This window comes from Burkholderia humptydooensis, assembly GCF_001513745.1.
GTDB lineage: Bacteria > Pseudomonadota > Gammaproteobacteria > Burkholderiales > Burkholderiaceae > Burkholderia > Burkholderia humptydooensis.
This window is the reverse complement of the sequence record NZ_CP013380.1, coordinates 554952-577574: the sequence shown is the minus strand read 5'-3', so window position 1 is coordinate 577574 and position 22623 is coordinate 554952. Positions and strand designations below refer to the sequence as shown.

Sequence of the window (22623 nt, the reverse complement as noted above, 5' to 3'; positions counted from 1 at the left end):
CGCCGGCACCGGCGCGAATGTCGAAAACAGTCAGAAATTGCTCAGGAACCACTCCTTCATCCGCGAGAAGATCTGCCCCGCGGAACCGGATTGCACGGCGACCTTGCGGCCGCGCATCCGTTGAGCGCTGCCCTCGACGAGCAGCCCCATCGCCGTCGAATAGCGCGGATTGCGCACGACGTCCGAGAGCCCGCCCGCGTATTCCGGCGCGCCGATGCGCACCGGCTTCAGGAAAATGTCTTCGCCCAGCTCGACCATGCCGGGCATCATCGCAGCCCCGCCCGTCAGCACGACACCGGAACTGAGTAACTCTTCGTAACCGGACTCGCGCACGACTTGCTGCACGAGCGAGAACAGCTCCTCGACGCGCGGCTCGACGACGGCCGCGAGCGCCTGCCGCGACAGCGTGCGCGGGCCGCGTTCGCCCAGGCCCGGCACCTCGACCATCTCGTCCGGATCGGCGAGCGCCTGCTTCGCGATCCCGTAGCCGACCTTGATGTCTTCGGCGTCGGGCGTCGGCGTGCGCAGCGCCATCGCGATGTCGCTCGTGATCTGGTCGCCCGCGATCGGAATCACCGCCGTGTGGCGAATCGCGCCTTCGGCGAAGATCGCGATGTCGGTCGTGCCGCCGCCGATGTCGACGAGCACGACGCCCAAGTCCTTCTCGTCCTCCGTCAGCACCGCGAGCGACGACGCGAGCGGCTGCAGGATCAGGTCGTTCACTTCGAGCCCGCAGCGGCGCACGCACTTGACGATGTTCTGCGCGGCGCTCACCGCGCCCGTCACGATGTGCACCTTCACCTCGAGGCGGATGCCGCTCATGCCGATCGGCTCACGCACGTCCTCCTGGCCGTCGATGATGAATTCCTGCGTGAGGATGTGCAGCACCTGCTGGTCGGTCGGGATGTTGATCGCCTTCGCGGTTTCGATCACGCGCGCGACGTCGGTCTGCGTGACCTCCTTCTCCTTGATCGCAACCATCCCGCTCGAGTTGAAGCTGCGGATGTGACTGCCGGCGATGCCGGTGAAGACGTTGGTGATCTTGCAGTCGGCCATCAGCTCGGCTTCCTCGAGCGCGCGCTGGATCGATTGGACGGTGGCCTCGATGTTCACCACCACGCCCTTCTTCAGCCCCTTCGACTCGCTCTGGCCGAGGCCGATGACCTCATAGTGGCCCTCGCCCTTCAGCTCGGCGACGACGGCCACCACCTTCGACGTGCCGATGTCGAGGGCAACCAGCAGATCCTTGTAGTCTTTGCTCATAGAGTGCTCTTGCGTGTGATGTCGTGTTACTTCTTGCCCTTGTCGGTGTCGGCCAGGAACCGCATGCCCGCCGCGCGGATCGCGAATCCGTTCGGATAGCGAAGATCCGCGTACTCGATGTCGCCGCCCCAGCGCTGCGTGACCGAGGACCACGCGGCGACGAGGCGCTGGATCCGGTCGGGCAGCGTGTCGCTGTTGCGCTCGCGGCCGAGCTCGACCTGCATGCCGTTCGACAGCTTCACCGTCCATGCGTAGCGCGGCGACAGCGTCACTTCCTCCGGCGTCGCGTGGATCGGCGCAAACCATTTCGCGAAGTCGCGATAGCGCGCGACGACTTCCTTCGCGCTGCCCTCGGGGCCGTCGAACGACGGCAGCTCCGCGTCGAGCTCGCCCTGGTTCGCCGTGAAGAGCTCGCCGTCGACGCTCACGAGCTGATCGTTGCCCCACGTCCCGAGCGGCCTGTACTCCTCGAGCGTCACGGCGAGCGCGTTCGGCCACACCCGGCGCACGCTCGCGTGGCGCACCCACGGCATCTGCTCGAACGCGACGCGCGCGAGATCGAGATCGACCGTGAAGAAGTTGCCCTTCAGCCGCCCGACGACGCTCGCGCGCACGGTCGGCGCGTTGATGTGCTCGGTGTCGCCGTCGATCCGGATTTCACGCAGCGCGAACGCCGGGCGCTGGATCAGCCAGTAGCAGCCGGCCGCCGCCAACACGAGCAGCAGCAGCGCGTACAACGCGCTGGCGGCAAGGTTGAGCTGGCGAACGTTATTCCACATGGTTCAGGTCCGGTCCTGCATCAATCGAGCGTGAGCGACAGCACTTTCACCACCAGCTCCGAATAACTGATGCCGACCGCGCGCGCCGCCTTCGGCGGCAGCGAGTGATCGGTCATCCCCGGCGCGGTGTTCACTTCGAGGAAATACGGGTTGCCGGCGGCGTCGAGCATGAAATCCGCGCGGCCCCAGTCCGCGCAGCCGAGCACGTCGAACGCGCGGCGCGCGACGCGCTTGAATTCGGCTTCCCTTGCCGCGTCGAGGCCGCACGGAATCAGGTACTGCGTGTCGTTCGCGACGTATTTCGCGTGATAGTCGTAGAACTCGCCCGCGGGCACGATCTTGATGAGCGGCAGATCGAGATCCCCGGCGATGCACGCGGTGTACTCGCCGCCGCCCTCGATGCTCTTCTCGACGATCACGATCTTGTCGTGCTTCGCCGCCTCTTCCAGTGCGGCGGGCAACGCATCGGCGCTTTTCACCTTCTCGACCGCGACGCTCGAGCCCTCGCTCGCCGGCTTCACGAAGAGCGGCACGCCGAGCTTCGCGACGATGTCCTGCGCGCGCGCCGCGTAGTCGTCGCCGCGCATGACCGTCTCGAACGGCGGCGTCGGCACGCCCGTCTGCTGCCAGACGAGCTTCGTGCGGAACTTGTCGAGCCCGAGCGCCGAGCCAAGCACGCCGCTGCCCGTGTAGCGGATGCCGTAGAAATCGAGCGCGCCCTGGATCTGGCCGTTCTCGCCGTAGCCGCCGTGCAGCGCGTTGAACGCGCGCACGAAGCCTTCGTCCTTGAGCGCCGCGAGCGGCCGCTGCGCCGGATCGAACGGATGCGCGTCGATGCCCGCGTCGCGCAGGCCCTGCAGCACCAGCCGGCCGGAGTTCAGCGATACCTCGCGCTCGGAGGATTCCCCGCCGAGCAGCACCGCCACCTTGCCGAAACGTTTCGGATCGATCCCGCTCATGTCATCCCTTCTGTTGCGTGTTCTGCGCGAGCTTGCCCGGCACCCCGCCGATCGAGCCCGCGCCCATCGTGATCACCACGTCGCCGGCGCGCGCGAGCTTCGCGAGCGCGTCCGGCACCTCGTCGACCGCCGCGACGAACATCGGCTCGACCTTGCCCGCCGCGCGCAGCGCGCGCGACAGCGCATCGCCGTTCGCGGTCGAAATCGGCGCCTCGCCCGCCGCGTACACCTCGGTCAGGACGAGCGCGTCGACCGTCGACAGCACGTTGACGAAATCGTCGAAGCAGTCGCGCGTGCGCGTGTAGCGGTGCGGCTGGAACGCCAGCACGAGCCGGCGGCCCGGGAACGCGCCGCGCGCCGCCGCGATCGTCGCCGCCATCTCGACCGGGTGATGGCCGTAGTCGTCGATCAGCGTGTACGCGCCGCCGTCCGCGACCGGAATCTCGCCGTAGCGCTGGAAGCGCCGGCCGACGCCGTTGAATTCCGCGAGCGCCTGCTGGATCGCCGCGTCGGCGACGTCGAGATCGGTCGCGATCGCGATCGCGGCGAGCGCGTTCTGCACGTTGTGCAGGCCGGGCAGGTTCAGGACGACGGGCAGCGGCTCGCGCCCGTCGCGCAGCACCGTGAAATGCATCCGGCCGTCGCGTGCCTCGACGTTCTCCGCGCGCACCTGCGCGTCCGCGGAGAAGCCGTAGCGCACGACGGGCTTCGAGATCAGCGGCACGATCTGCCGCACGTTCGCGTCGTCGATGCACACCACTGCGCTGCCGTAGAACGGCAGCCGCTGCGTGAATTCGATGAACGCCTGCTTGAGCCGCGCGAAGTCGTGGCCGTAGGTGTCCATGTGATCGGCGTCGATGTTCGTGATGACCTCGATCACCGGATACAGGTTCAGGAACGACGCGTCCGACTCGTCGGCTTCCGCGACGATGAAGTCGCCCGTGCCGAGCCGCGCGTTCGCGCCGGCGCTCGTGAGGCGCCCGCCGATCACGAACGTCGGATCGAGCCCGCCCGCGGCGAGCACGCTCGCGACGAGGCTCGTCGTCGTCGTCTTGCCGTGCGTGCCGGCGATCGCGATCCCCTGCTTCAGGCGCATCAGCTCCGCGAGCATCACCGCGCGCGGCACGATCGGCACGCGCAGGCGGCGCGCGGCGAGCACTTCCGGGTTGTCCGAGCGCACCGCGGTCGACACGACCACCGCGTTCGCGCCTTCGATGTTCGCCGCATCGTGGCCGATCGACACGCGCGCGCCGAGCGCCTCGAGGCGCTCGGTCACCGCGTTGCGCGCGAGATCGGAGCCGCTCACCTTGTAGCCCAGGTTCACGAGCACTTCGGCGATGCCGCTCATGCCCGCGCCGCCGATCCCGACGAAATGAATGTGTTTGACGATGTGTTTCATTGCTTTCCTTCCAGGTTCGCGCCCGCCACCGCTGCGCACACGCGCGCGACTTCGTCGGTGGCGTCCGGCTTCGCGAGCGAGCGCGAACGTTCGGCCATCGCCGCGAGCGATTCCCGCGACTGGCCGCGCAGCCAGTCGGCGAGCAGCTCGGCCGACAGGTCGCGTTGTTGCACGAGCACCGCCGCGCCTTGCCCGGCAAGGAACTCGGCGTTGGTCGTCTGATGATCGTCGACCGCGTGCGGGAACGGCACGAACAGCGCCGCAACCCCGACCGCCGCGATCTCCGCGACCGTCATCGCGCCCGAGCGGCAGATCACGAGATCCGCGTTCGCATACGCGGACGCCATGTCGTCGATGAACGGCACGAGCGCGACGTCGCTGCCGCAGGAAAGGCCCGCGGCTTCGTAGTTCTCCTTGAGCGTATCGATGTGCTTCGCGCCCGCCTGATGCACGACCTGCGGCCGCTCGTCAGGCGCAAGGCGCGCAAGCGCGCGCGGCACGACTTCGTTCAGCGCGGCCGCGCCGAGACTGCCGCCGACGACGAGCAGCTTCAGCTTCCCGCTGCGCGCCGCATAGCGTGCTTGGGGCGGTTTCGTGCGCGCAAGTTCCGCGCGAATCGGATTGCCCGTCCATTCGGCGTTCGGCAACGCGCCCGGGAACGCGACGAGCACGCGTTTCGCGAGCTTCGCGAGCACCTTGTTCGTCAGGCCGGCGATCGAGTTCTGCTCGTGCAGCACGAGCGGGCGGCCCGTCAGCACGGTCACGAGGCCGGCCGGAAACGTGATGTAGCCGCCCATGCCGAGCACGACGTCGGGCTTCACGCGGCGCAGCGCGCGCAGGCTCTGCGCGCACGCGCGCAGCAGATTGAACGGCAGCGCGAGCTTCGTCTTCAGGCCCTTGCCGCGCAGCCCGCCGAAGCGCACGTATTCCATCGGAATCCCGTGCTTCGGCACGAGCGTCGCTTCCATGCCGGCCGGATTGCCAAGCCACACGACGCGCCAGCCCTGCGCCTCCATCCGGTGCGCGACCGCGAGCCCGGGGAACACGTGCCCCCCGGTGCCGCCCGCCGTCACCATCAGCGTGCGCTGCGTCGAGGTCATACCTTCCCTCCCCGCATCAGCACCCGGTTCTCGTAATCGACGCGCAAGAGCACCGCGAGCGCCACGCAGTTCAGCAGAATGCCCGAGCCGCCGTAGCTCACGAGCGGCAGCGTGAGGCCCTTGGTCGGCAGAAGGCCGAGGTTCACGCCCATGTTGATGAACGCCTGCGCGCCGAACCAGATGCCGACGCCCTTCGCCATCAGCCCCGCGAACGTGCGGTCGAGCGCGAGCGCCTGGCGGCCGATCTCGAACGCGCGGCGCACGATCCAGTAGAACAGCAGGATCACGACGAGCACGCCGACGAAGCCGAGCTCCTCGCCGATCACGGCAAGAATGAAGTCGGTATGCGCTTCCGGCAGGTAATTGAGCTTTTCGACGCTGCCGCCCAGGCCGACGCCGAACCACTCGCCGCGCCCGAACGCGATCAGCGAGTGCGTGAGCTGGTACGCCTTGCCCTGCGCGTAGCGCTCGTCCCACGGATCGAGATACGCGAAGATCCGCTCGCGCCGCCACGGCGACAGCCACACGAGCATCGTGAAGGTGCCGACCGCCGTCGCGACAAGACCGCCGAACAGCTTGCCGTTCACGCCGCCGAGGAACAGCACGCCCATCGCGATCGCGGCGATCACCATGAACGCGCCCATGTCCGGCTCGAGCAGCAGCAGCGCGCCGACCAAGCCGACCGCGCACGCCATCGGCAAAAAGCCCTTCGCGAAGCTCTGCATGTACTCCTGCTTGCGGACCGTGTAGTTCGCCGCGTAGATCGTCACCGCGAGCTTCATGATTTCCGACGGCTGCATGTTCGTGATGCCGAGCGGAATCCAGCGGCGCGCGCCGTTCACGCCCTTGCCGACGTGCGGGATCAGCACGATCACGAGGCCGACGAGCGCGATCAGGAAGAGATGCGGCGCGTACTTGTCCCACGTCGACACCGGCACGCGGAACGTGATCACCGCCGCGACGAACGCGACGACGAGCGACACGCAGTGGCGCAGCAGGAACGCGTAATCGTGATACGACGCGTATTTCGGCGAATCCGGCATCGCGATCGACGCCGAGTACACCATCACGACGCCGAGCCCGAGGAGCGCGATCGACACCCACAGCAGCGAGTAGTCGAAGTCGAGCATCCGCGAGCGGGTCGGACGCGCGCCGTTGACGACGCTCGCGAGGCCGCCCGCCGTGGCGCGCGCGCCCGAGGCCGCCCGCGCGGCGGTGCGCGGCGCGGCGCCGCCGCCCGCGTCACGGGCGCCGTTGAAGCGGGAAACGAGGCGATCGGACCAGCTCATAGCGTCGTTCCTTTTTCCAAAGCGATGTCTTCGACCGCGCTGTGGAACACGTCGGCCCGATGTGCGTAATTGCGGAACATGTCGAGGCTCGCGCATGCGGGCGACAGCAGCACCGCGTCGCCCGGCTGCGCGAGCGCGCTCGCCGCGCGCACCGCGGCTTCGAGCGTCGCGTGATCGGCAAGCGGCACGCCCGTGTCGGCGAGCGCTTCGCGAAGCGCGGGCGCGTCGCGGCCGATCAGCATCACCGCGCGGCACCAGCGCGCGACGGGCGCCGCGAGCGGCTCGAAATCCTGGCCCTTGCCGTCGCCGCCCGCGATCAGCACCGTGCGCTGCGCGAGCCCGTCGAGCGCCGCCACCGTCGCGCCGACGTTCGTGCCCTTGCTGTCGTCCACATAATCGACGCCGTCGAGCGTCGCGATCACCTCGACGCGGTGCGGCTCGCCGCGGTATTCGCGCAGGCCGTGCAACAGCGGCGCGGCCGGCAGGTCAATTGCGCGCGCAAGCGCGTAGGCCGCGAGCGCGTTCGCCGCGTTGTGCAGCCCGCGGATGCGCAACGCGTCGGCGGGCATCAGGCGCTTGAGCGCGATGTCGGGCGAATGCGCCGCTTCCTGCTTGCGGCGGCGCGACGGCGTGGCGGGCGCATCGGCCGCGTCGCGATCGACCGCCTCGACGAGCCATGCAATGCCGTTTTCGCGCAGCAGGCCGTAATCGCCATCGGCGCTCGGCTCGTTCAGGCCGAACGTGATCGCGCGCGGCGCGTCGGCGGCCGCGGCGGGCGGCGCGAACTTCATCACCTCGGCATCGTCGCGATTGAGCACGCGCACGGTGCGCGGCCCGAAGATCCGGCCCTTCGCGGCCGCATACGCGGCGAAGCCGCCGTGCCAGTCGAGATGGTCCTGCGTGATGTTGAGGATCGTCGCCGCGTCGGGCGCGAACGTGTGCGCGGTGTCGAGCTGGAAGCTCGACAGCTCGAGCACCCACACGTCCGGCAGCGCGGCCGCGTCGATCGCCTCGGTCAGCCTGTCGAGCATCGACGGGCTGATGTTGCCCGCGACCGCGACCTTCCTGCCCGCGCGCTCGCACAAGAGCCCCGCGAGGCTCGTCGTCGTCGTCTTGCCGTTCGTGCCGGTGATCGCGATCACCTTCGGCGCGTAGCCGTTCGCGCCGAGCGTCGCGAGCGCCTGCGCGAAGAACTCGAGCTCGCCCCACACGGGAATGCCCCGCGCGCGCGCGGCGGCGACGAGCGGCGCGAGATCTTCCGCGAGCGGCGACAGACCGGGGCTCAGCGCGACGAGCTCGATCCCGCCGTCGATGAGCGCCGGCGAAAACGCGCCGCCGACGAATTCGGCGTCAATGCCCGCCGCCGTCAACGCGGCAAGGTTGGGCGGCGTCTCGCGCGTATCGGCGACGCGCAGCCGGCACCCGTGCCTCGCGCACCACCGCGCGATCGCGAGGCCCGATTCGCCGAGCCCCAGCACGAGCACCATCGGCCGCTGCCGATCTCCGAACATCTCGCCAAACATCCTTACCTTCCCTTTACCGCAGCTTGAGGGTGGACAAACCGAACAGGCACAGCATCAACGTGATGATCCAGAAACGCACCACCACCTGCGTTTCCTTCCAGCCCGACAATTCGAAATGGTGATGCAGCGGCGCCATCTTGAAGATGCGCCGCCCTTCGCCGTAACGCTTTTTCGTGTACTTGAACCACGTGACTTGCAGCATCACCGACAACGTTTCCGCGACGAAGATGCCGCCCATGATGAACAGCACGATTTCCTGCCGCACGATCACCGCGACGGTGCCGAGCGCGCCGCCCAGCGCGAGCGCGCCGACGTCGCCCATGAACACCTGCGCCGGGTGCGTGTTGTACCAGAGGAACGCGAGCCCCGCGCCGCCCATCGCCGAGCAGAAGATCAGCAGCTCGCCCGCGCCCGGAATATGCGGAAACAGCAGATATTTCGAATAGACCGCGCTGCCCATCACGTACGCGAACACGCCGAGCGACGCGCCGACGAGCACGACCGGCATGATCACGAGGCCGTCGAGGCCGTCGGTCAGGTTCACCGCGTTGCTCGCGCCGACGATCACGAAATACGTGAGCGCGATGAAGCCCCAGACGCCGAGCGGATAGCTGATCGACTTCAGGAACGGCAGCATCAGGTCCGCGCGCGCGGGCAGCCCCATCGACAGGCCGCTTCGCACCCAGGCCATGAACAGGTCGAACACGCGGACGTTGCTCGCCTCGGACACGCTGAACGCGAGATAGACGGCCGCGAACAGGCCGATCACCGATTGCCAGAAATACTTTTCGCGCGACGACATGCCGCGCGGGTCCTTGTAGACGACCTTGCGATAATCGTCGACCCAGCCGATCACGCCGAAGCCGAACGTGACGAGCATCACGATCCAGATGAAGCGGTTCGTCAGATCGCCCCAGAGCAGCGTCGCGACCGCGATGCCGATCAGAATCAGCACGCCGCCCATCGTCGGCGTGCCCGATTTCACGAGATGCGTCTGCGGGCCGTCCTTGCGCACCGCCTGACCGACCTTCATCTGCGTGAGCTTGCGAATCACCCACGGACCGCAGACGAGACCGATCACGAGCGCCGTGATGGTGGCCATCACCGCCCGGAACGTCAGGTACGTGAACAAGCGCAAAAAGCTTGCGTCACCTTGCAGCCATTGCGCCAGCGCCAGCAGCATGCTTACTTCCTTCCTCAGTGTGCGCCGGGCGCAGCGCCCGACGCGGTTTCGTTCGCGAGCGCGTCGACCACGCGCTCCATCTTCATGAACCGCGAGCCCTTCACGAGCAGCGTCGCGCGCGCGCCGAAGTTCGCGGCGACGAGCGCGGCGACGAGCGCCGCCGCGTCGTCGAAATGCCGCGCGGCCGCGCCGTACGCTTCGCACGCGGGCAGCGTCGCCGCGCCGAGCGCGAACAACGCGTCGATCCCGCGCTCGCGCGCGTACGCGCCGATCTCGCGATGGAACGCCGGACCTTCGTCGCCGACCTCGCCCATCTCGCCGATCACGAGCACGCGCGGCGCCGATTGCGCGGCGAGCACGTCGATCGCGGCGCGCATCGAATCGGGGTTCGCGTTGTAGGTGTCGTCGATCATCGTCGCGCCCGCGAGCGAGCCGAGCGCTGCGCGCGCCACCTGCAGCCGCCCCTTCACCGGCGCGAACGCCTCGAGCCCCGCCTTGACCGCCGCGAGCGGCACGCCGGCCGCGAGCGCGGCCGCCGTCGCGGCGAGCGCGTTGCGCGCGTTGTGCTCGCCGAGCGCGTTGAGCCGCACGTCGATGCGGCCGGCGGGCGTCTCGATCGCGAGCCTGCTGCCGTCGAGCGCGCCCGTCACCGCGGCGGGCGCGTCGCTGCCGGCGCCGTGCAGCGCGAAATCGACGATCCGGTTGCCGGTCGCCGCGACGCGCCAGATGCCCGCGTACGCGTCGTCGGCCGGAAACACCGCGACGCCGTCCGGCCCGAGCGCGTGGATGACGGCCGCGTGCTCGAGCGCGACCGCCTCGACCGTCGCCATGAATTCCTGATGCTCGCGCTGCGCGTTGTTGACGAGCGCAACCGTCGGCGCGGCGATTTTCGCGAGCGTGTCGGTCTCGCCTGGATGATTCATCCCGAGCTCGATGACCGCGAGCCGGTGCGCGGCGGTGAGGCGCAGCAGCGTGAGCGGCAGGCCGACGTCGTTGTTGAAGTTGCCCGCGGTCGCAAGGCGCGCGGGCTCGCCGACCGCCGCCGCGAAGATCGACGCGATCATTTCCTTCACGGTCGTCTTGCCGTTGCTGCCCGTCACCGCGACCATCGGCATCGAAAAGCGCATCCGCCAGCCATGCGCGAGCGCGCCAAGCGCGGCGCGCGTATCCGCGACCTTCAGCGCGGGCAGATTCCACTCGGCCGGGCTGCGCGACACGATCGCGGCGCTCGCGCCGCGATCGGCGACGTCGCCGACGAAGTCGTGCGCGTCGAAGCGCTCGCCCTTCAGCGCGACGAACAGATCGCCCGGGCCCGCCGAACGGCTATCCGTCGACACCCGCTCGAACGACGCGCGCTCATCGCCGAGCACGGTCGCGCCAGGGATCATCGCGGCGGCTTCGCGCAAGGTCAGCATCGTCATTCGCCGCCTCCGCGTGTCTGTGTCGTGCGCGCGGCGAGCGCGAGGCGCGCGTGGTCCTGATCAGAGAACGCGCGCTTCTTGCCCATGATTTCCTGCGTCGACTCGTGCCCCTTGCCGGCGAGCAGCACGACGTCCTCGCGCGCGGCGCCGCGCACCGCCTGCAGGATCGCGCTCGCGCGGTCCTCGACGCGGCGCGCGTTCGCGGCGTCCTGCATGCCGGCGACGATCTGGTCGATGATCTTCTGCGGGTCCTCGCTGCGCGGGTTGTCGCTCGTCACGACGACCTTGTCCGCGAGCCGCTCGGCGATCGCGCCCATCAGCGGGCGCTTGGTCGCATCGCGGTCGCCGCCGCAGCCGAACATGCAGACGAGTTCGCCGCCGCGCGCCTGCGCGATCGGGCGCAGCGCGTCGAGCGTCTTCTCGAGCGCGTCCGGCGTGTGCGCGTAATCGACGACGACGAGCGGCTCGTCGTTCTGCAGCCGGCCGCCCAGCCGCTGCATCCGGCCGTTGACCGATTCGAGCTTCTCGATTTCGGCGAGCGCCGCGTCGAACGGCACGTCGGCCGCGAGCAGCGTGCCGAGCACCGCGAGCAGATTGCTCACGTTGAACGTGCCGAGCGTGCCGACTTCGACGTCCGCTTCGCCCCACGGCGAAGTCAGACGAAACGCGGTGCCCGTCGCGGTCGCGCGGACGTTCGTCGCGACGAGTTCGCGATCGGCGTCCGCTGCTTGCCGCCGCGCGTCGATGCCGTACGCGATCGTCCGCACGCGGCCGGCGAGATTCGCGAGCAGACGGCGGCCGACCGGATCGTCGCGATTGACGATCGCGCAGCGCAGCCCGCGCCAGGCGAAGAGCTTCGCCTTCGCCGCCTCGTAGGCATCGAACGTGCGGTGGTAATCGAGGTGATCCTGCGTGAGGTTCGTGAACACCGCGACGTCGAACGCGGTGCCGTTCACGCGCCCCTGATGCAGCGCGTGCGACGACACCTCCATCGCGACCGCCTGCGCGCCCGCGCCGCGCAACTGCGCGAGGCTGCGCTGCAGTTGCGGCGCGTCGGGCGTCGTGAAGCCCGTGTGAACCAGTTGGCCGGGCAACCCGCTACCGAGCGTACCGATCACCGCGCACGGCTCGCGCAGTGCGGTGAGCGCGGCCGCGATCCATTGCGTGCATGACGTCTTGCCATTCGTGCCGGTCACGCCGACCGCGAACATCGCGTCGCTCGGATCGCCGTACCAGCCGCTCGCGATGTCGCCCGCGAGCGCGTCGAGCGCGGGCACGGCAAGCGACGTCGCGGGGTCGAGGCCGCCGGCCGGGAAGCCCTCGGGCTGGTACAGCACGGCTGCCGCGCCGCGCGCGAGCGCGTCGGCAATGAACGGACGATTGTCCGCGCCGTCCACCGCATAGGCGACGAACACGTCGCCCGCTCGCAGGCTGCGCGTGTCGGCGTGCAATTGCGCGCCGGATGCGGCATGCGCGCGCAGCCACGCGAGCGCGGCTGCGATCTGTTGGTGCGCCGGATGAGAACTGCGCGCGGCGCTCATCGAACTACTCCAGGACGGTTGTGTGTCGTGCTCGACACGATCATGTGTTTCGCCGGCGCATTCGCGGCCAGCTTCTGCGGGGCGGCGGCGTTCGCCGTATCGTCCGACACGACGAGCTGCTTGACCGGCATGTTGGGCGGCACGTTCAGCGCGCGCAGCGTATCGCCGACGATCGCGGAGAACACGGGGCCTGACACCTGGCCGCCGAAGTGGCCGCCCGTCGTGGGCTCGTCGACCGACACCGCGACGACGATGCGCGGATTCGGCATCGGCGCCATCCCGACGAACGACGCGCGATACTTCTTGTGATCATAGCCGCGGCCGACCTGCTTGTAAGCGGTGCCGCTCTTGCCGCCGACGCGATAGCCGGGCACCGCCGCGTTCGGCGACGTGCCCTGCGGCGACACGACGGATTCGAGCATCGCGCGCACTTCGCGGGCCGTCGTCGGCGCGAAGACGCGCGGGCCGGTCGCGGGCTGCGCGTCGTTCGTCTTGAAGATCGTGACGGGCATCAGCTCGCCGTCGTGCGCGATCGCGGTGTACGCGCGCGCGAGCTGGAACAGCGACACCGACAGGCCGTAGCCGTACGACATCGTCGCCTGCTCGATGCGCCGCCAGTTCTTCCACGGGCGCAGCCGGCCCGCCGCCGCGCCGGGAAACCCGACCTTCGGCGCCTGCCCGAGCCCGATGCCTGTATACATATTCCACATTTCCTCGGGCTTCATCGTCATCGCGATCTTCGTCGCGCCGATGTTGCTCGATTTCTGGATCACGCCGCCGACGGTCAGCGTGCCGAAGCCCGAATCGTCGGTGATCGGCGCGCCGTCGAGCACGAAATGGCCGTTGCCCGTCTCGACGAGCGTGTTCGGCGTCACGCGATGCAGATCGAGTGCGAGCGACACCGTAAACGGCTTCATGATCGAGCCCGGCTCGAACACGTCGGTCAGCACGCGGTTGCGCAACTGCTCGCCCGTCAGGTGCGAGCGGTCGTTCGGGTTGTACGTCGGATAATTGACGAGCGACAGCACCTCGCCCGTCTGCACGTCGATCACCATCGCCGCGCCCGCCTTCGCGTGGAATTTCTCGACGGCCGCCTTCAGATTCGTATACGTGATGTACTGGATCTTGCTGTCGATCGACAGGTCGACGTCGGTGCCGTTGTGCGGCGGCAACTGCGCGTCGACGTCCTCGACGATGTGTCCGACGCGATCCTTGATCACGTGGCGGCTGCCCGGCGTGCCGACGAGCAGCTTCTGGTCGGCGAGCTCGACGCCCTCCTGCCCCTCGTCCTCGACGTTCGTGAAGCCGATCAGGTGCGCGGTGATCTCGCCTTCCGGGTAGAAGCGCTTGTATTCGCCGCGCTGATAGACGCCGGGAATGTCGAGCTTCGCGACCTGTTCGGCGACGTCGAGCGGCACCTGGCGCTTCACGTAGACGAACGTCTTGTCCTCCGACAGCTTCGCCTTCAGCTCCTTCGTCGTCATCCCGAGCAGCTTGCCGAGCGCGTCGAGCTTGTCCGCGCCGAGGTCGTCGGGCACGTCGGCCGGAATCGCCCAGATCGCGCGCACGGGCAGGCTCGTCGCGAGCACGAGACCGTTGCGGTCGAGAATCTTGCCGCGCGTCGCCGGCAACTCGAGCGTGCGCTGATAGCGGCTTTCGCCCTGCTTCTGATAGAACGCGTTGCCGGGGCCCTGAATCCAGAACGCGCGCATTGCGAGCGCGACGAACGCGATGAACAGCATGAACACGACGAGCTTCGAGCGCCACATCGGCAGATGGACCGACAGCACCGGGCTCGATGCGAACTTCACGCCTTGCGTGCGCTTCGAAGCGGGCTTCATCGCACGCCTCCCTTCGGCGCGGCGGACGCCGGCAGCGGCGCGTCGACCGCCTTCGCCGCGCCGGGCGAAAGCGTCAGGTATTGCGTGCGCCCCGTCGTGATCGACTGCATCTTCATCGAGCTCGTCGCGAGCTGCTCGATGCGCGACGTCTTCGACAGCGCGCTCTGCTGATACTGAAGCTGCGCATAGTCCTGCTGGAGCTGATGCTCCTGCGATTGCGCGCGCTGCAATTGAATGAAGATCTGCCGCTGCTGGTTCGTCGAATTGACGACCGACAGCGCGCATCCCATCACGATGATCAGCAGGAAGATATTGAGGCGGCTCATGGCGCGATGCGCTCCGCGATGCGCATCACCGCCGAACGGGCACGCGGATTGGCCGCGACTTCCGCGTCGCTCGGGAACATGCGGCCGAGCAGCTTGAGCGGCGGGCTGGGCAGGTCGACCGCGCGGATCGGCAGGCGGCGGTCGACCGCAGGCGCGCTTGCGTGCGTCTGCAGGAATCGCTTGACGATCCGGTCCTCGAGCGAATGAAAGCTGATGACCACCAGCCGGCCCCCTTGCTCCAACGACGACAGTGCTGCCTCTAGAACGACTTGCAGGTCCGCAAGCTCTTGATTGACGTGAATCCGTATAGCTTGAAAGGTGCGGGTTGCCGGATCCTTGCCCTTCTCACGGGTCTTGACGACGTGACCCACGATTTGGGCAAGCTCGCCCGTGCTGTCGAGAGGCCCGAGACGGTCGGACTCCGCCCGGCGAGCAACAATCGCCTTTGCAATCTGAAAAGCAAACCGTTCTTCCCCATAATCTCGTATCACCTCCGTCAATTCCTGCACCGACGCCCGGGCGAGCCACTCGGCCGCCGATTCGCCGCGCGTCGGGTCCATCCGCATGTCGAGCGGCCCGTTCGCGCGAAAGCTGAAGCCGCGCGCCGGATCGTCCACCTGCGGCGACGACACGCCCAGATCCAGCAGCACGCCCGACACCCGTGCCACCCCGCGCGCGTCGAGTGCGCCTTTCATCGCCGCGAAGCTGTCGTGGACGATCTCGAACCGCGCATCCGCGATGCCCTTCGCCGTCTCGATCGCGCGCGGATCCTTGTCGAACGCGATCAGGCGCCCAGCCTCGCTCAAGCGCGCGAGCACCGCGCGGCTATGACCGCCACGCCCGAACGTGCCGTCGACGTACACGCCGTCGGGCCGCGTCACGAGCGCATCGACCGCTTCATCCAACAGCACCGTGCGATGCTGCAATTCGTTTCCCATCGCGGGCGTCTTCCTCACCGCAATCAGAACGTGAAATTCTTCAGCGCCTCGGGCATGCCCTGCGCCATCGCCGCCTGCTCCTTCGCGGTGTAGGTCTGCGCGTCCCACAGCTCGAAGTGACTTCCCATTCCCAGCAACATGACTTCCTTTTCCAGCCCGGCTGCCATCCGCAGCTCGGGAGACACCAGGATCCGGCCCGCGCCGTCGAGATCGACGTCCATCGCGTTGCCGAGAAAAATGCGGCGCCACCAATGCGCATCCATCGGCAACGCGGCGATCTTCGTGCGGAACACCTCCCACTCGGGGCGCGGAAACAGCAACAGGCAGCCGTCCGGGTGCTTGGTCACAGTCACCCGTCCTTCTGCCTGCCCTTGCAGCGCTTCGCGATAGCGGGACGGCACCGACATCCGTCCTTTCGCATCGAGCGTCAGCGCCGACGCCCCTTGGAACACTTTTCCGCTCTCCCGATCAGGGCACCGAAGTACCCGCACAATGCTGAGAATCTAGCCGGAAAAGCCCGGCAAATCACACAAAAATACACTTTCTCACACTGTCTCCCACTTTAGAGGAACGCCTATGGGCGGTCAAGGGAGCCGGCCGTTTTTTTGACGAATTTTGTTAGTTAGAACAAGGACTTACGCTCGCCTCCTCAAGCTGACCCTCATAGCAAAAAACGTTATAAATGAATGAGCTAGTGCATCTTGTGAAAGTGGTACATGAAAAGCGCGCCCCAGGTAGGCGCGGCGGCAGGCATTTCGGAGGGGGGAAAGCGCGGGGAGAGAAGCGGGTTTCCGTCGTCAGCCGGGACGCCGCGAATGCGGCCGTCCCGGCGCATGTCTCACAAATAGTATGCAGTGCTTGTCATGACTTTGGACGCGGCGCGCATCAGCATGCGCGCCGGCATCGGCAGTTCGATGCCGCCCGCGTCGGTCGCCGTCTTGCCGTGCTTGACCTCGTCGGCGCGCATCTGCTCGACGATCGCGCGCGACTCGGCGTCGGCGACCGGCAACTCCGACAGATGGCTGTCGAGGTGACTTTCGACCTGCCGCTCCGTCTCGGCCATGAAGCCCAGGCTCACCTTGTCGCCGAGACGTCCGGCAACGACGCCGATCGCGAGCGCGCCCGCATACCACAGCGGATTGAGCAGGCTCGGCCGCGAATCGAGATCCTTCAGACGATGCGCGGTCCACGCGAGATGGTCCTCCTCCTCGCGCGCCGCATGCTCGAACATCTCCTTCAGCCCGGCCGAAGACGTCGTGAGCTTCTGCGCCTGATAGAGCGCCTGCGCGCAGACTTCGCCGACGTGATTCACCCGCATCAGCCCGGCCGCATGCTTGCGCTCGGCGGCGGAAAGCTCGGCAGGCGCCGCGGCGGCGGGCACGGGCACCGGGCGGCTCATCCGGCTCACGCCCGTGATCGAGCGCAGCCCCCGGTCAAATTCAGTGATCAACTCGTCAAACACCATCGCGTTTCTCCGTGCGGGCACCTTGCACGCAGTAAGGAATTCGTAACAATTTTATTGCGGCTACCTACGACGGTAGCGCTCGAAAATAGCGGTTAACCCGTGATTTTAACCATTGTTGCATAAAGGAAACATGGGAGACGCGCGTATCGCTCTTTCTCTTTGTCCCAAAAAGTCCTTTTGCTACATTACGAGCGGCTTCATTCGAAGTTCACGCGGGTATCGCCATCAAAAACAATCATCGGCCCGCCACAATAAATTTGTCATCCTTGGAGATCTTTTAATGAAAAAGTCGCTTCTCGCGCTCGTCGCGCTGAGCGCGTTTGCTGGCGCGGCTCACGCGCAAAGCAGCGTGACGCTGTACGGCATTATCGACGAAGGCTTCAACATCAACACCAACGCAGGCGGCAAGCACCTGTACAACCTGTCGAGCGGCGTCATGCAGGGTAGCCGCTGGGGCCTGCGCGGCACGGAAGACCTGGGCGGCGGCCTGAAGGCTCTGTTCGTCCTCGAAAACGGCTTCGACGTGAACTCGGGCAAACTGAACCAGGGCGGCCTCGAATTCGGCCGTCAGGCGTACGTCGGCCTGTCGAGCGGCTTCGGCACCGTCACGCTCGGCCGTCAGTACGACTCCGTCGTCGACTTCGTCGGCCCGCTGGAAGTGGGTGACCAGTGGGGCGGCTACATCGCCGCTCACCCGGGCGATCTCGACAACTTCAACAACGCGTATCGCGTAAACAACGCTGTCAAGTTCACGAGCGCGAACTACGGCGGCTTCACGTTCGGCGGCCTGTACAGCTTCGGCGGCGTTGCCGGCGACTTCAGCCGCAACCAGACCTGGTCGCTCGGCGCAGGCTACACGAACGGCCCGCTCGTGCTGGGCGTCGGCTACCTGAATGCGCGCACGCCGTCGACCGCGGGTGGCCTGTTCGGCAACAACACGACGTCGAGCACGCCGGCTGCCGTGACGACCCCGGTCTACGCAGGCTACGCGTCGGCCCACACGTACCAGGTGATCGGTGCGGGCGGCGCCTATTCGTTCGGCGCGGCGACGATCGGCGCCACGTACTCGAACATCAAGTTCATGAACTTCGCGAGCACGGTGTTCCCGAACCAGACCGCGACGTTCAACAACGCGGAAATCAACTTCAAGTATCAGTTGACCCCGACGCTGCTCGCCGGCGTGGCGTATGACTACACGCAAGGCAGCAAGATCGCCGGCTCGTCCGCGGCCAAGTATCACCAGGGCTCGGTCGGCGTCGACTACTTCCTGTCGAAGCGCACCGATGTCTACGCGATCGGCGTGTACCAGCACGCTTCGGGCAACGTGATCGAAGCCGACGGCAACACGGTCGGCCCGGCGACCGCCGCGATCAACGGCCTGACGCCGTCGTCGAACCGCAACCAGTTCGCGGCGCGCATCGGCATCCGCCACAAGTTCTAATAAGCAGGTAACACTCGGCAGTCACTTGAAAGGCGCCCTCGGGCGCCTTTTTTATCGCCTCGACTGCGGGAAAGAGCGGCTCGGCACGGAGCCGGCGGCCCTTTCGGACAAGAACGATCCGGATCGCGGCCAGCGAGCGGTTCGCGCCCGCATCGAGCGCCCGCCGCTTCGAGCCAGGCGACGAAGCCCGCCCGAAACAACGGCGACGGCGACGGCCGCGCTCGTTACGCCTTGCCGTTGCGCAACTCGCGCCGCAATATCTTGCCGACGTTGGTCTTCGGCAGATCGGCGCGGAATTCGACGTACTTCGGCCGCTTGTAGCCGGTGAGCCGGTCCTTGCAGTACGCGATCAGGTCCTTGTCGGTGAGCGCCGGGTCCTTCCTGACGACGAAGAGCTTCACCGCCTCGCCCGAATGCTCGTCGGGCACGCCAACCGCCGCGACTTCGAACACGCCCGGGTGCGAGGCGACGACATCCTCGACCTCGTTCGGGTAGACGTTGAAGCCCGACACGAGAATCATGTCCTTCTTCCGGTCGACGATTTTCACGTAGCCGCGCGCGTCCATCACACCGACGTCACCCGTCTTGAAGAAGCCGTCCGGCATCATGACCTTCTCGGTTTCGTCCGGGCGGTTCCAGTAGCCCGCCATCACCTGCGGGCCGCGAATGCAGATCTCGCCCGGCTGGCCGAGCGGCACGTCGTCGCCCGCGTCGTCGCGGATCGCGATCTCGGTCGACGGCAGCGGCAGGCCGATCGTGCCGCTATAGTCGGTCGCCGTGACCGGATTGCAAGTGGCGACGGGCGACGTCTCCGACAAGCCGTAGCCCTCGACGATCGGCGTCTTCGTCTTGTCGTACCAGCGCTTCGCGACGCTTTCCTGGATCGCCATCCCGCCGCCGTTCGCGACCGCGAGCTTCGAGAAGTCGAGCTGATCGAAGTCCGGATGGTTGAGCAGCGCGTTGTAGAGCGTGTTGACGGCCGGAATCGTGATGATCGGGTAGCCCTTCAGCTCCTTGATCATGCCGGCGATGTCGCGCGGATTCGGAATCAGGATCCCCGTGCCGCCCGTGCGCAGCGTCAGCAGCCCGCAGACGGTCAACGCGAACACGTGGTAGAGCGGCAACGCGATCACGGTGATGAACTGCTTCACTTCCGGGCGCTTCGAGTACGCCGGCTCGTGCCAGGCCTGCGCCTGAAGCACGTTCGACACGATGTTGCGATGAAGCAGCGTCGCGCCCTTCGCGACGCCCGTCGTGCCGCCCGTGTACTGGAGGAAGGCGACATCGTCGGGCGCGGGCTTTGCCGGCTTGAGCGTCTGCCGGCCGCCCGCAGCGAGCGCCGCGTTGAAGCGCGTGTACGAAGGCAGGCTCCACGCCGGCACCATCTTCTTCACGCGACGCACGACGTAGTTGACGAGGATGCCCTTCAGGCCGAGCAGATCGCCCATCGCGGCGACGACGACATGCTTGACCGACGTCTTCGCGATCACCGACTGCAGCGTCGTCGCGAAATTCTCGAGGATCACGATCGCCTCGGCGCCGCTGTCCTTCAGTTGATGCTCGAGCTCGCGCGGCGTGTAGAGCGGATTGACGTTGACGACCGTGTAGCCCGCGCGCAGCACGGCGGCGATCGTCACCGGATACTGAAGCACGTTCGGCATCATGATCGCAACCCGCGCGCCGCGCGGCAGGCCGCGGGACTGCAGCCACGCGCCGAGCTTGCGCGAGAGCGTGTCCAGTTCGCCGTAAGTGATCGCCTTGCCCATGCAGATGAACGCCTGCCGATCCCGATAAAGGCCGAAGCTCTCTTCGAGCAGATCGGGAACGGACGAATACTGGGACGCGTCGATTTCAGCCGGGACACCGGGCGGGTACGATTTCAGCCAAATTTTATCCATGCGGCGCGTCTCCTCACTGATTTTCGAATGGTCGTGCTAAAAATTGGCATCGTAACGGGTCGGCCCGGTCCAGACAACCGTGTTAGACACTCCTTTCCACTTTGCGTAACGATGCCGTGAGGGACGTCGTCGAATTGCGTCATGCCCGTTCGACCTCGACCAGGCAGTCGTAGAAGGTTGCACCGCGCCCAAGATCGGTCAGGGCCTGGCTCGTCACCTCGTTCGCGTTGCGCCCGTCCGGCGCAAGCTTTTTCCACCAGATCGACAGGCCAACGACGAGCCCTTCGCGCGCGCGATCAGTCACGCGGGCCTTTGCCCGGAGCGAACCGCGATCGTTGAAGATGCGCACTGCGTCGCCGTCGGCGATGTCGCGTCGCGCGGCATCGGCCGGATGAATGTCGAGGTGCGGCTCTCCCTCCGCCGTGCGCAGGCTCGCGACGTTGACGAACGTACTGTTCAGGAAATGACGGGCGGGCGGCGAGATCATCGCGAGCGGATAGCGGGCGGCCAGTTCCGGCGAGCCGTCCGTCGACTCGTGCGGCGGCAAGTAGTCCGGCAATGGATCGAGCCCCATGTCGACGAGGCGTTCGCTGTAGAACTCGCACTTTCCGGACGGCGTCCGAAAGCCGCCGTTCGCGAACGGCGCGTCGGCAAGCTTCAACTTGAGCCAGCCCGCCTGTTTGAGCGTGTCCCAGTCGCTTTGCAGCGACACATCGTGCCAGCGCAACGACGCGCGAGCGAGCGTTTCGTCATCGTCGTACAGCGCCGGCTCGTCGAGCCCCATGTCGCGCGCAATGCCGCGGAAAATTTCGGTGTTCGGCCGAGCCTCGCCGACCGGCGCAATTGACCGCAGATTCGCCATCACGTAGGTATGTCCGTACGATTTATGGACGTCGAGATGCTCGAGCTGCGTCGTCGCGGGCAGCAGAATATCGGCGTAATCGGCGGTATCTGTCTTGAAATGCTCGAGAACGACCGTGAACAGGTCCTCTCGCGCGAAGCCGGCCGCGACCTTCGCCGAATCGGGTGCGACCGCAACCGGATTCGAGTTGTATACGACGATCGCTTCGATCTTCGGCCCGAATTCCCGATCGCCAGGATGCAGCAACGCGTCGCCAATTGCATTCATGTTGATCGAACGCGGCAGCTTGCTCGGCCAGCCCGGCAGCAGATCAGGACGGCCAATGGCGGCGGCGTCGACGGGCGCCCACTCGGACGACGACAAGAGCAAGCCGCCGGCGCGGTCGCGCCATGCGCCCGTGAGCGCCGGCAGGCAGGCAATCGCGCGGACGGCGTTGCCGCCGCCGCGCACGCGCTGCATGCCGTAATTGAGGCGGATCGAAGCCTTTCGCGTGCGTCCGTAGAGGCGCGCCAGCTCTACGATTTCCGCAACCGTCACGCCGCAGATTTCGGCCACCCGCTCAGGCGGATAACTCAGTGCGCGCGCTTTCAGCGCGTCGAAGCCGAGCGTGTAGGCGCGGATGTAGTCCTGATCGACGAGGTCGTCTTCGATCAATACGTGCATGACGCCGAGCGCAAACGCGCCGTCCGTGCCCGGCTTCAGCGCGATGTGCTGATGGCATTTTTCCGCTGTCAGCGATCGATACGGATCGATCGCGATCAGGCGCGCGCCGCGACGCTTCGCTTCTTGAGCGCGCGTCCAGAAATGCAGATTGGAGGCAATCGGATTCGCGCCCCAGATCAGGATCAGTTCGCTTTCCTCGAAGAATTCGAAGTGCATCCCGACGTTGGCGCCGTACGTGTAGCGCAGCCCTGCCGCGCCGGCCGCCGAGCAGATCGTTCTTTCAAGGCGCGATGCGCCGAGCTTGTTGAAGAAGCGTTGGGCGATGCTCTCGCCCTGAATGAGCCCCATCGTTCCGGCATAGCTGTAGGGAATGATGGCTTCCGGTGCCCGACGAGCAACTTCCAATAGGCGCTCCGCCACCACTCTGTTCGCCTCGTCCCAACTGATCGGCTCGAATCGGCCTTCTCCTTTCCTGCCGACTCGCTTGAGCGGCACCGTGAGCCGCTCCGGGTGATGCACGCGATCCGCGTATCTGCTCACCTTGGTGCAAAGCACGCCTTGAGTAGGCGGATGATCGGGGTCGCCAGCGACCTTGATGGCTCTGCCGTTTTCGACCGTGACGCGAATTGCGCAAGTATCGGGACAATCGTGCGGACAAACTGCGCGGGCGAATTGTGCAGGGGGAGTCATGTTTGTACGCCGTTTTTTTATCGATTCGGCAATTTTACCGCT

Annotated in this window: 18 protein-coding genes; 1 reads left to right on the top strand and 17 read right to left on the bottom strand. The window is 66.9% G+C overall.

Annotated elements, in window-relative coordinates:
• Nucleotides 1-30: 30 nt before the first annotated feature.
• The 15 genes from ftsA to coq7 form a co-directional block, all read right to left on the bottom strand.
• Nucleotides 31-1263 (bottom strand): cell division protein FtsA, encoded by a 1233-nt coding sequence (ftsA, locus tag AQ610_RS02660; protein ID WP_006025154.1) that lies wholly within the window; start codon nucleotides 1261-1263, stop codon nucleotides 31-33.
• Nucleotides 1264-1289: 26 nt separating this feature from the next.
• The gene (locus AQ610_RS02655) at nucleotides 1290-2042 is read right to left on the bottom strand and encodes a cell division protein FtsQ/DivIB (protein WP_006025153.1); all 753 of its coding nucleotides are present in this window, start codon (nucleotides 2040-2042) and stop codon (nucleotides 1290-1292) included.
• A gap of 20 nt (nucleotides 2043-2062) precedes the next feature.
• A complete protein-coding gene (locus AQ610_RS02650) occupies nucleotides 2063-3001 on the bottom strand; it encodes a D-alanine--D-alanine ligase (RefSeq protein ID WP_006025152.1) in 939 nt (312 codons plus the stop codon).
• Nucleotide 3002: 1 nt separating this feature from the next.
• The gene (gene murC / locus AQ610_RS02645; RefSeq protein ID WP_006025151.1) at nucleotides 3003-4400 is read right to left on the bottom strand and encodes a UDP-N-acetylmuramate--L-alanine ligase; all 1398 of its coding nucleotides are present in this window, start codon (nucleotides 4398-4400) and stop codon (nucleotides 3003-3005) included.
• Nucleotides 4397-5500 (bottom strand): undecaprenyldiphospho-muramoylpentapeptide beta-N-acetylglucosaminyltransferase, encoded by a 1104-nt coding sequence (gene murG, locus AQ610_RS02640; RefSeq protein ID WP_006025150.1) that lies wholly within the window; start codon nucleotides 5498-5500, stop codon nucleotides 4397-4399. Before murG ends, murC begins: the two co-directional genes overlap by 4 nt.
• Entirely contained in the window at nucleotides 5497-6789 is a 1293-nt protein-coding gene (ftsW, locus tag AQ610_RS02635) for a putative lipid II flippase FtsW (RefSeq protein WP_006025149.1), read from the bottom strand. The genes murG and ftsW overlap by 4 nt, the downstream gene beginning before the upstream one ends.
• Entirely contained in the window at nucleotides 6786-8300 is a 1515-nt protein-coding gene (murD, locus tag AQ610_RS02630) for a UDP-N-acetylmuramoyl-L-alanine--D-glutamate ligase (protein WP_009913681.1), read from the bottom strand. Before murD ends, ftsW begins: the two co-directional genes overlap by 4 nt.
• Nucleotides 8301-8325: 25 nt before the next feature.
• Entirely contained in the window at nucleotides 8326-9495 is a 1170-nt protein-coding gene (gene mraY, locus AQ610_RS02625) for a phospho-N-acetylmuramoyl-pentapeptide-transferase (RefSeq protein WP_006025147.1), read from the bottom strand.
• 14 nt (nucleotides 9496-9509) lie between these two features.
• A complete protein-coding gene (locus AQ610_RS02620; protein WP_043282252.1) occupies nucleotides 9510-10916 on the bottom strand; it encodes a UDP-N-acetylmuramoyl-tripeptide--D-alanyl-D-alanine ligase in 1407 nt (468 codons plus the stop codon).
• A complete protein-coding gene (locus AQ610_RS02615; RefSeq protein WP_006025145.1) occupies nucleotides 10913-12457 on the bottom strand; it encodes a UDP-N-acetylmuramoyl-L-alanyl-D-glutamate--2,6-diaminopimelate ligase in 1545 nt (514 codons plus the stop codon). Before AQ610_RS02615 ends, AQ610_RS02620 begins: the two co-directional genes overlap by 4 nt.
• Nucleotides 12454-14298 (bottom strand): peptidoglycan D,D-transpeptidase FtsI family protein, encoded by a 1845-nt coding sequence (locus tag AQ610_RS02610; protein ID WP_006025144.1) that lies wholly within the window; start codon nucleotides 14296-14298, stop codon nucleotides 12454-12456. Before AQ610_RS02610 ends, AQ610_RS02615 begins: the two co-directional genes overlap by 4 nt.
• Nucleotides 14295-14624, bottom strand: coding sequence for a cell division protein FtsL (gene ftsL / locus AQ610_RS02605; protein WP_006025143.1), 330 nt, complete (start codon nucleotides 14622-14624; stop codon nucleotides 14295-14297). Before ftsL ends, AQ610_RS02610 begins: the two co-directional genes overlap by 4 nt.
• Entirely contained in the window at nucleotides 14621-15562 is a 942-nt protein-coding gene (rsmH, locus tag AQ610_RS02600) for a 16S rRNA (cytosine(1402)-N(4))-methyltransferase RsmH (protein ID WP_009913686.1), read from the bottom strand. The genes ftsL and rsmH overlap by 4 nt, the downstream gene beginning before the upstream one ends.
• 23 nt (nucleotides 15563-15585) lie before the next feature.
• A complete protein-coding gene (gene mraZ, locus AQ610_RS02595) occupies nucleotides 15586-16014 on the bottom strand; it encodes a division/cell wall cluster transcriptional repressor MraZ (protein ID WP_006025141.1) in 429 nt (142 codons plus the stop codon).
• 386 nt (nucleotides 16015-16400) lie between these two features.
• On the bottom strand, nucleotides 16401-17027 hold the full coding sequence (gene coq7 / locus AQ610_RS02590; RefSeq protein WP_006025140.1) for a 2-polyprenyl-3-methyl-6-methoxy-1,4-benzoquinone monooxygenase: 627 nt from the start codon (nucleotides 17025-17027) through the stop codon (nucleotides 16401-16403).
• Between the two features lie 280 nt (nucleotides 17028-17307).
• On the opposite strand from coq7, the gene AQ610_RS02585 reads away from it, so the two are divergent.
• Nucleotides 17308-18468 (top strand): porin, encoded by a 1161-nt coding sequence (locus tag AQ610_RS02585; protein ID WP_006025139.1) that lies wholly within the window; start codon nucleotides 17308-17310, stop codon nucleotides 18466-18468.
• Nucleotides 18469-18692: 224 nt separating this feature from the next.
• On the opposite strand, the gene AQ610_RS02580 is transcribed toward AQ610_RS02585, so the two are convergent.
• On the bottom strand, nucleotides 18693-20366 hold the full coding sequence (locus tag AQ610_RS02580) for a long-chain fatty acid--CoA ligase (RefSeq protein WP_006025138.1): 1674 nt from the start codon (nucleotides 20364-20366) through the stop codon (nucleotides 18693-18695).
• 139 nt (nucleotides 20367-20505) lie between these two features.
• On the bottom strand, nucleotides 20506-22581 hold the full coding sequence (locus AQ610_RS02575) for a molybdopterin-containing oxidoreductase family protein (protein ID WP_009913688.1): 2076 nt from the start codon (nucleotides 22579-22581) through the stop codon (nucleotides 20506-20508).
• Between the last annotated feature and the right edge of the window lie 42 nt (nucleotides 22582-22623).

Excerpts from the sequence above, each read along its gene's own strand:
- ftsA (WP_006025154.1), bottom strand. The coding sequence starts at position 1,263 with ATGAGCAAAGACTACAAGGATCTGCTGGTTGCCCTCGACATCGGCACG.
- AQ610_RS02655 (WP_006025153.1), bottom strand. The coding sequence starts at position 2,042 with ATGTGGAATAACGTTCGCCAGCTCAACCTTGCCGCCAGCGCGTTGTAC.
- AQ610_RS02650 (WP_006025152.1), bottom strand. The coding sequence starts at position 3,001 with ATGAGCGGGATCGATCCGAAACGTTTCGGCAAGGTGGCGGTGCTGCTC.
- murC (WP_006025151.1), bottom strand. The coding sequence starts at position 4,400 with ATGAAACACATCGTCAAACACATTCATTTCGTCGGGATCGGCGGCGCG.
- murG (WP_006025150.1), bottom strand. The coding sequence starts at position 5,500 with ATGACCTCGACGCAGCGCACGCTGATGGTGACGGCGGGCGGCACCGGG.
- ftsW (WP_006025149.1), bottom strand. The coding sequence starts at position 6,789 with ATGAGCTGGTCCGATCGCCTCGTTTCCCGCTTCAACGGCGCCCGTGAC.
- murD (WP_009913681.1), bottom strand. The coding sequence starts at position 8,300 with ATGTTCGGAGATCGGCAGCGGCCGATGGTGCTCGTGCTGGGGCTCGGC.
- mraY (WP_006025147.1), bottom strand. The coding sequence starts at position 9,495 with ATGCTGCTGGCGCTGGCGCAATGGCTGCAAGGTGACGCAAGCTTTTTG.
- AQ610_RS02620 (WP_043282252.1), bottom strand. The coding sequence starts at position 10,916 with ATGACGATGCTGACCTTGCGCGAAGCCGCCGCGATGATCCCTGGCGCG.
- AQ610_RS02615 (WP_006025145.1), bottom strand. The coding sequence starts at position 12,457 with ATGAGCGCCGCGCGCAGTTCTCATCCGGCGCACCAACAGATCGCAGCC.
- AQ610_RS02610 (WP_006025144.1), bottom strand. The coding sequence starts at position 14,298 with ATGAAGCCCGCTTCGAAGCGCACGCAAGGCGTGAAGTTCGCATCGAGC.
- ftsL (WP_006025143.1), bottom strand. The coding sequence starts at position 14,624 with ATGAGCCGCCTCAATATCTTCCTGCTGATCATCGTGATGGGATGCGCG.
- rsmH (WP_009913686.1), bottom strand. The coding sequence starts at position 15,562 with ATGGGAAACGAATTGCAGCATCGCACGGTGCTGTTGGATGAAGCGGTC.
- coq7 (WP_006025140.1), bottom strand. The coding sequence starts at position 17,027 with ATGGTGTTTGACGAGTTGATCACTGAATTTGACCGGGGGCTGCGCTCG.
- AQ610_RS02585 (WP_006025139.1), top strand. The coding sequence starts at position 17,308 with ATGAAAAAGTCGCTTCTCGCGCTCGTCGCGCTGAGCGCGTTTGCTGGC.
- AQ610_RS02580 (WP_006025138.1), bottom strand. The coding sequence starts at position 20,366 with ATGGATAAAATTTGGCTGAAATCGTACCCGCCCGGTGTCCCGGCTGAA.
- AQ610_RS02575 (WP_009913688.1), bottom strand. The coding sequence starts at position 22,581 with ATGACTCCCCCTGCACAATTCGCCCGCGCAGTTTGTCCGCACGATTGT.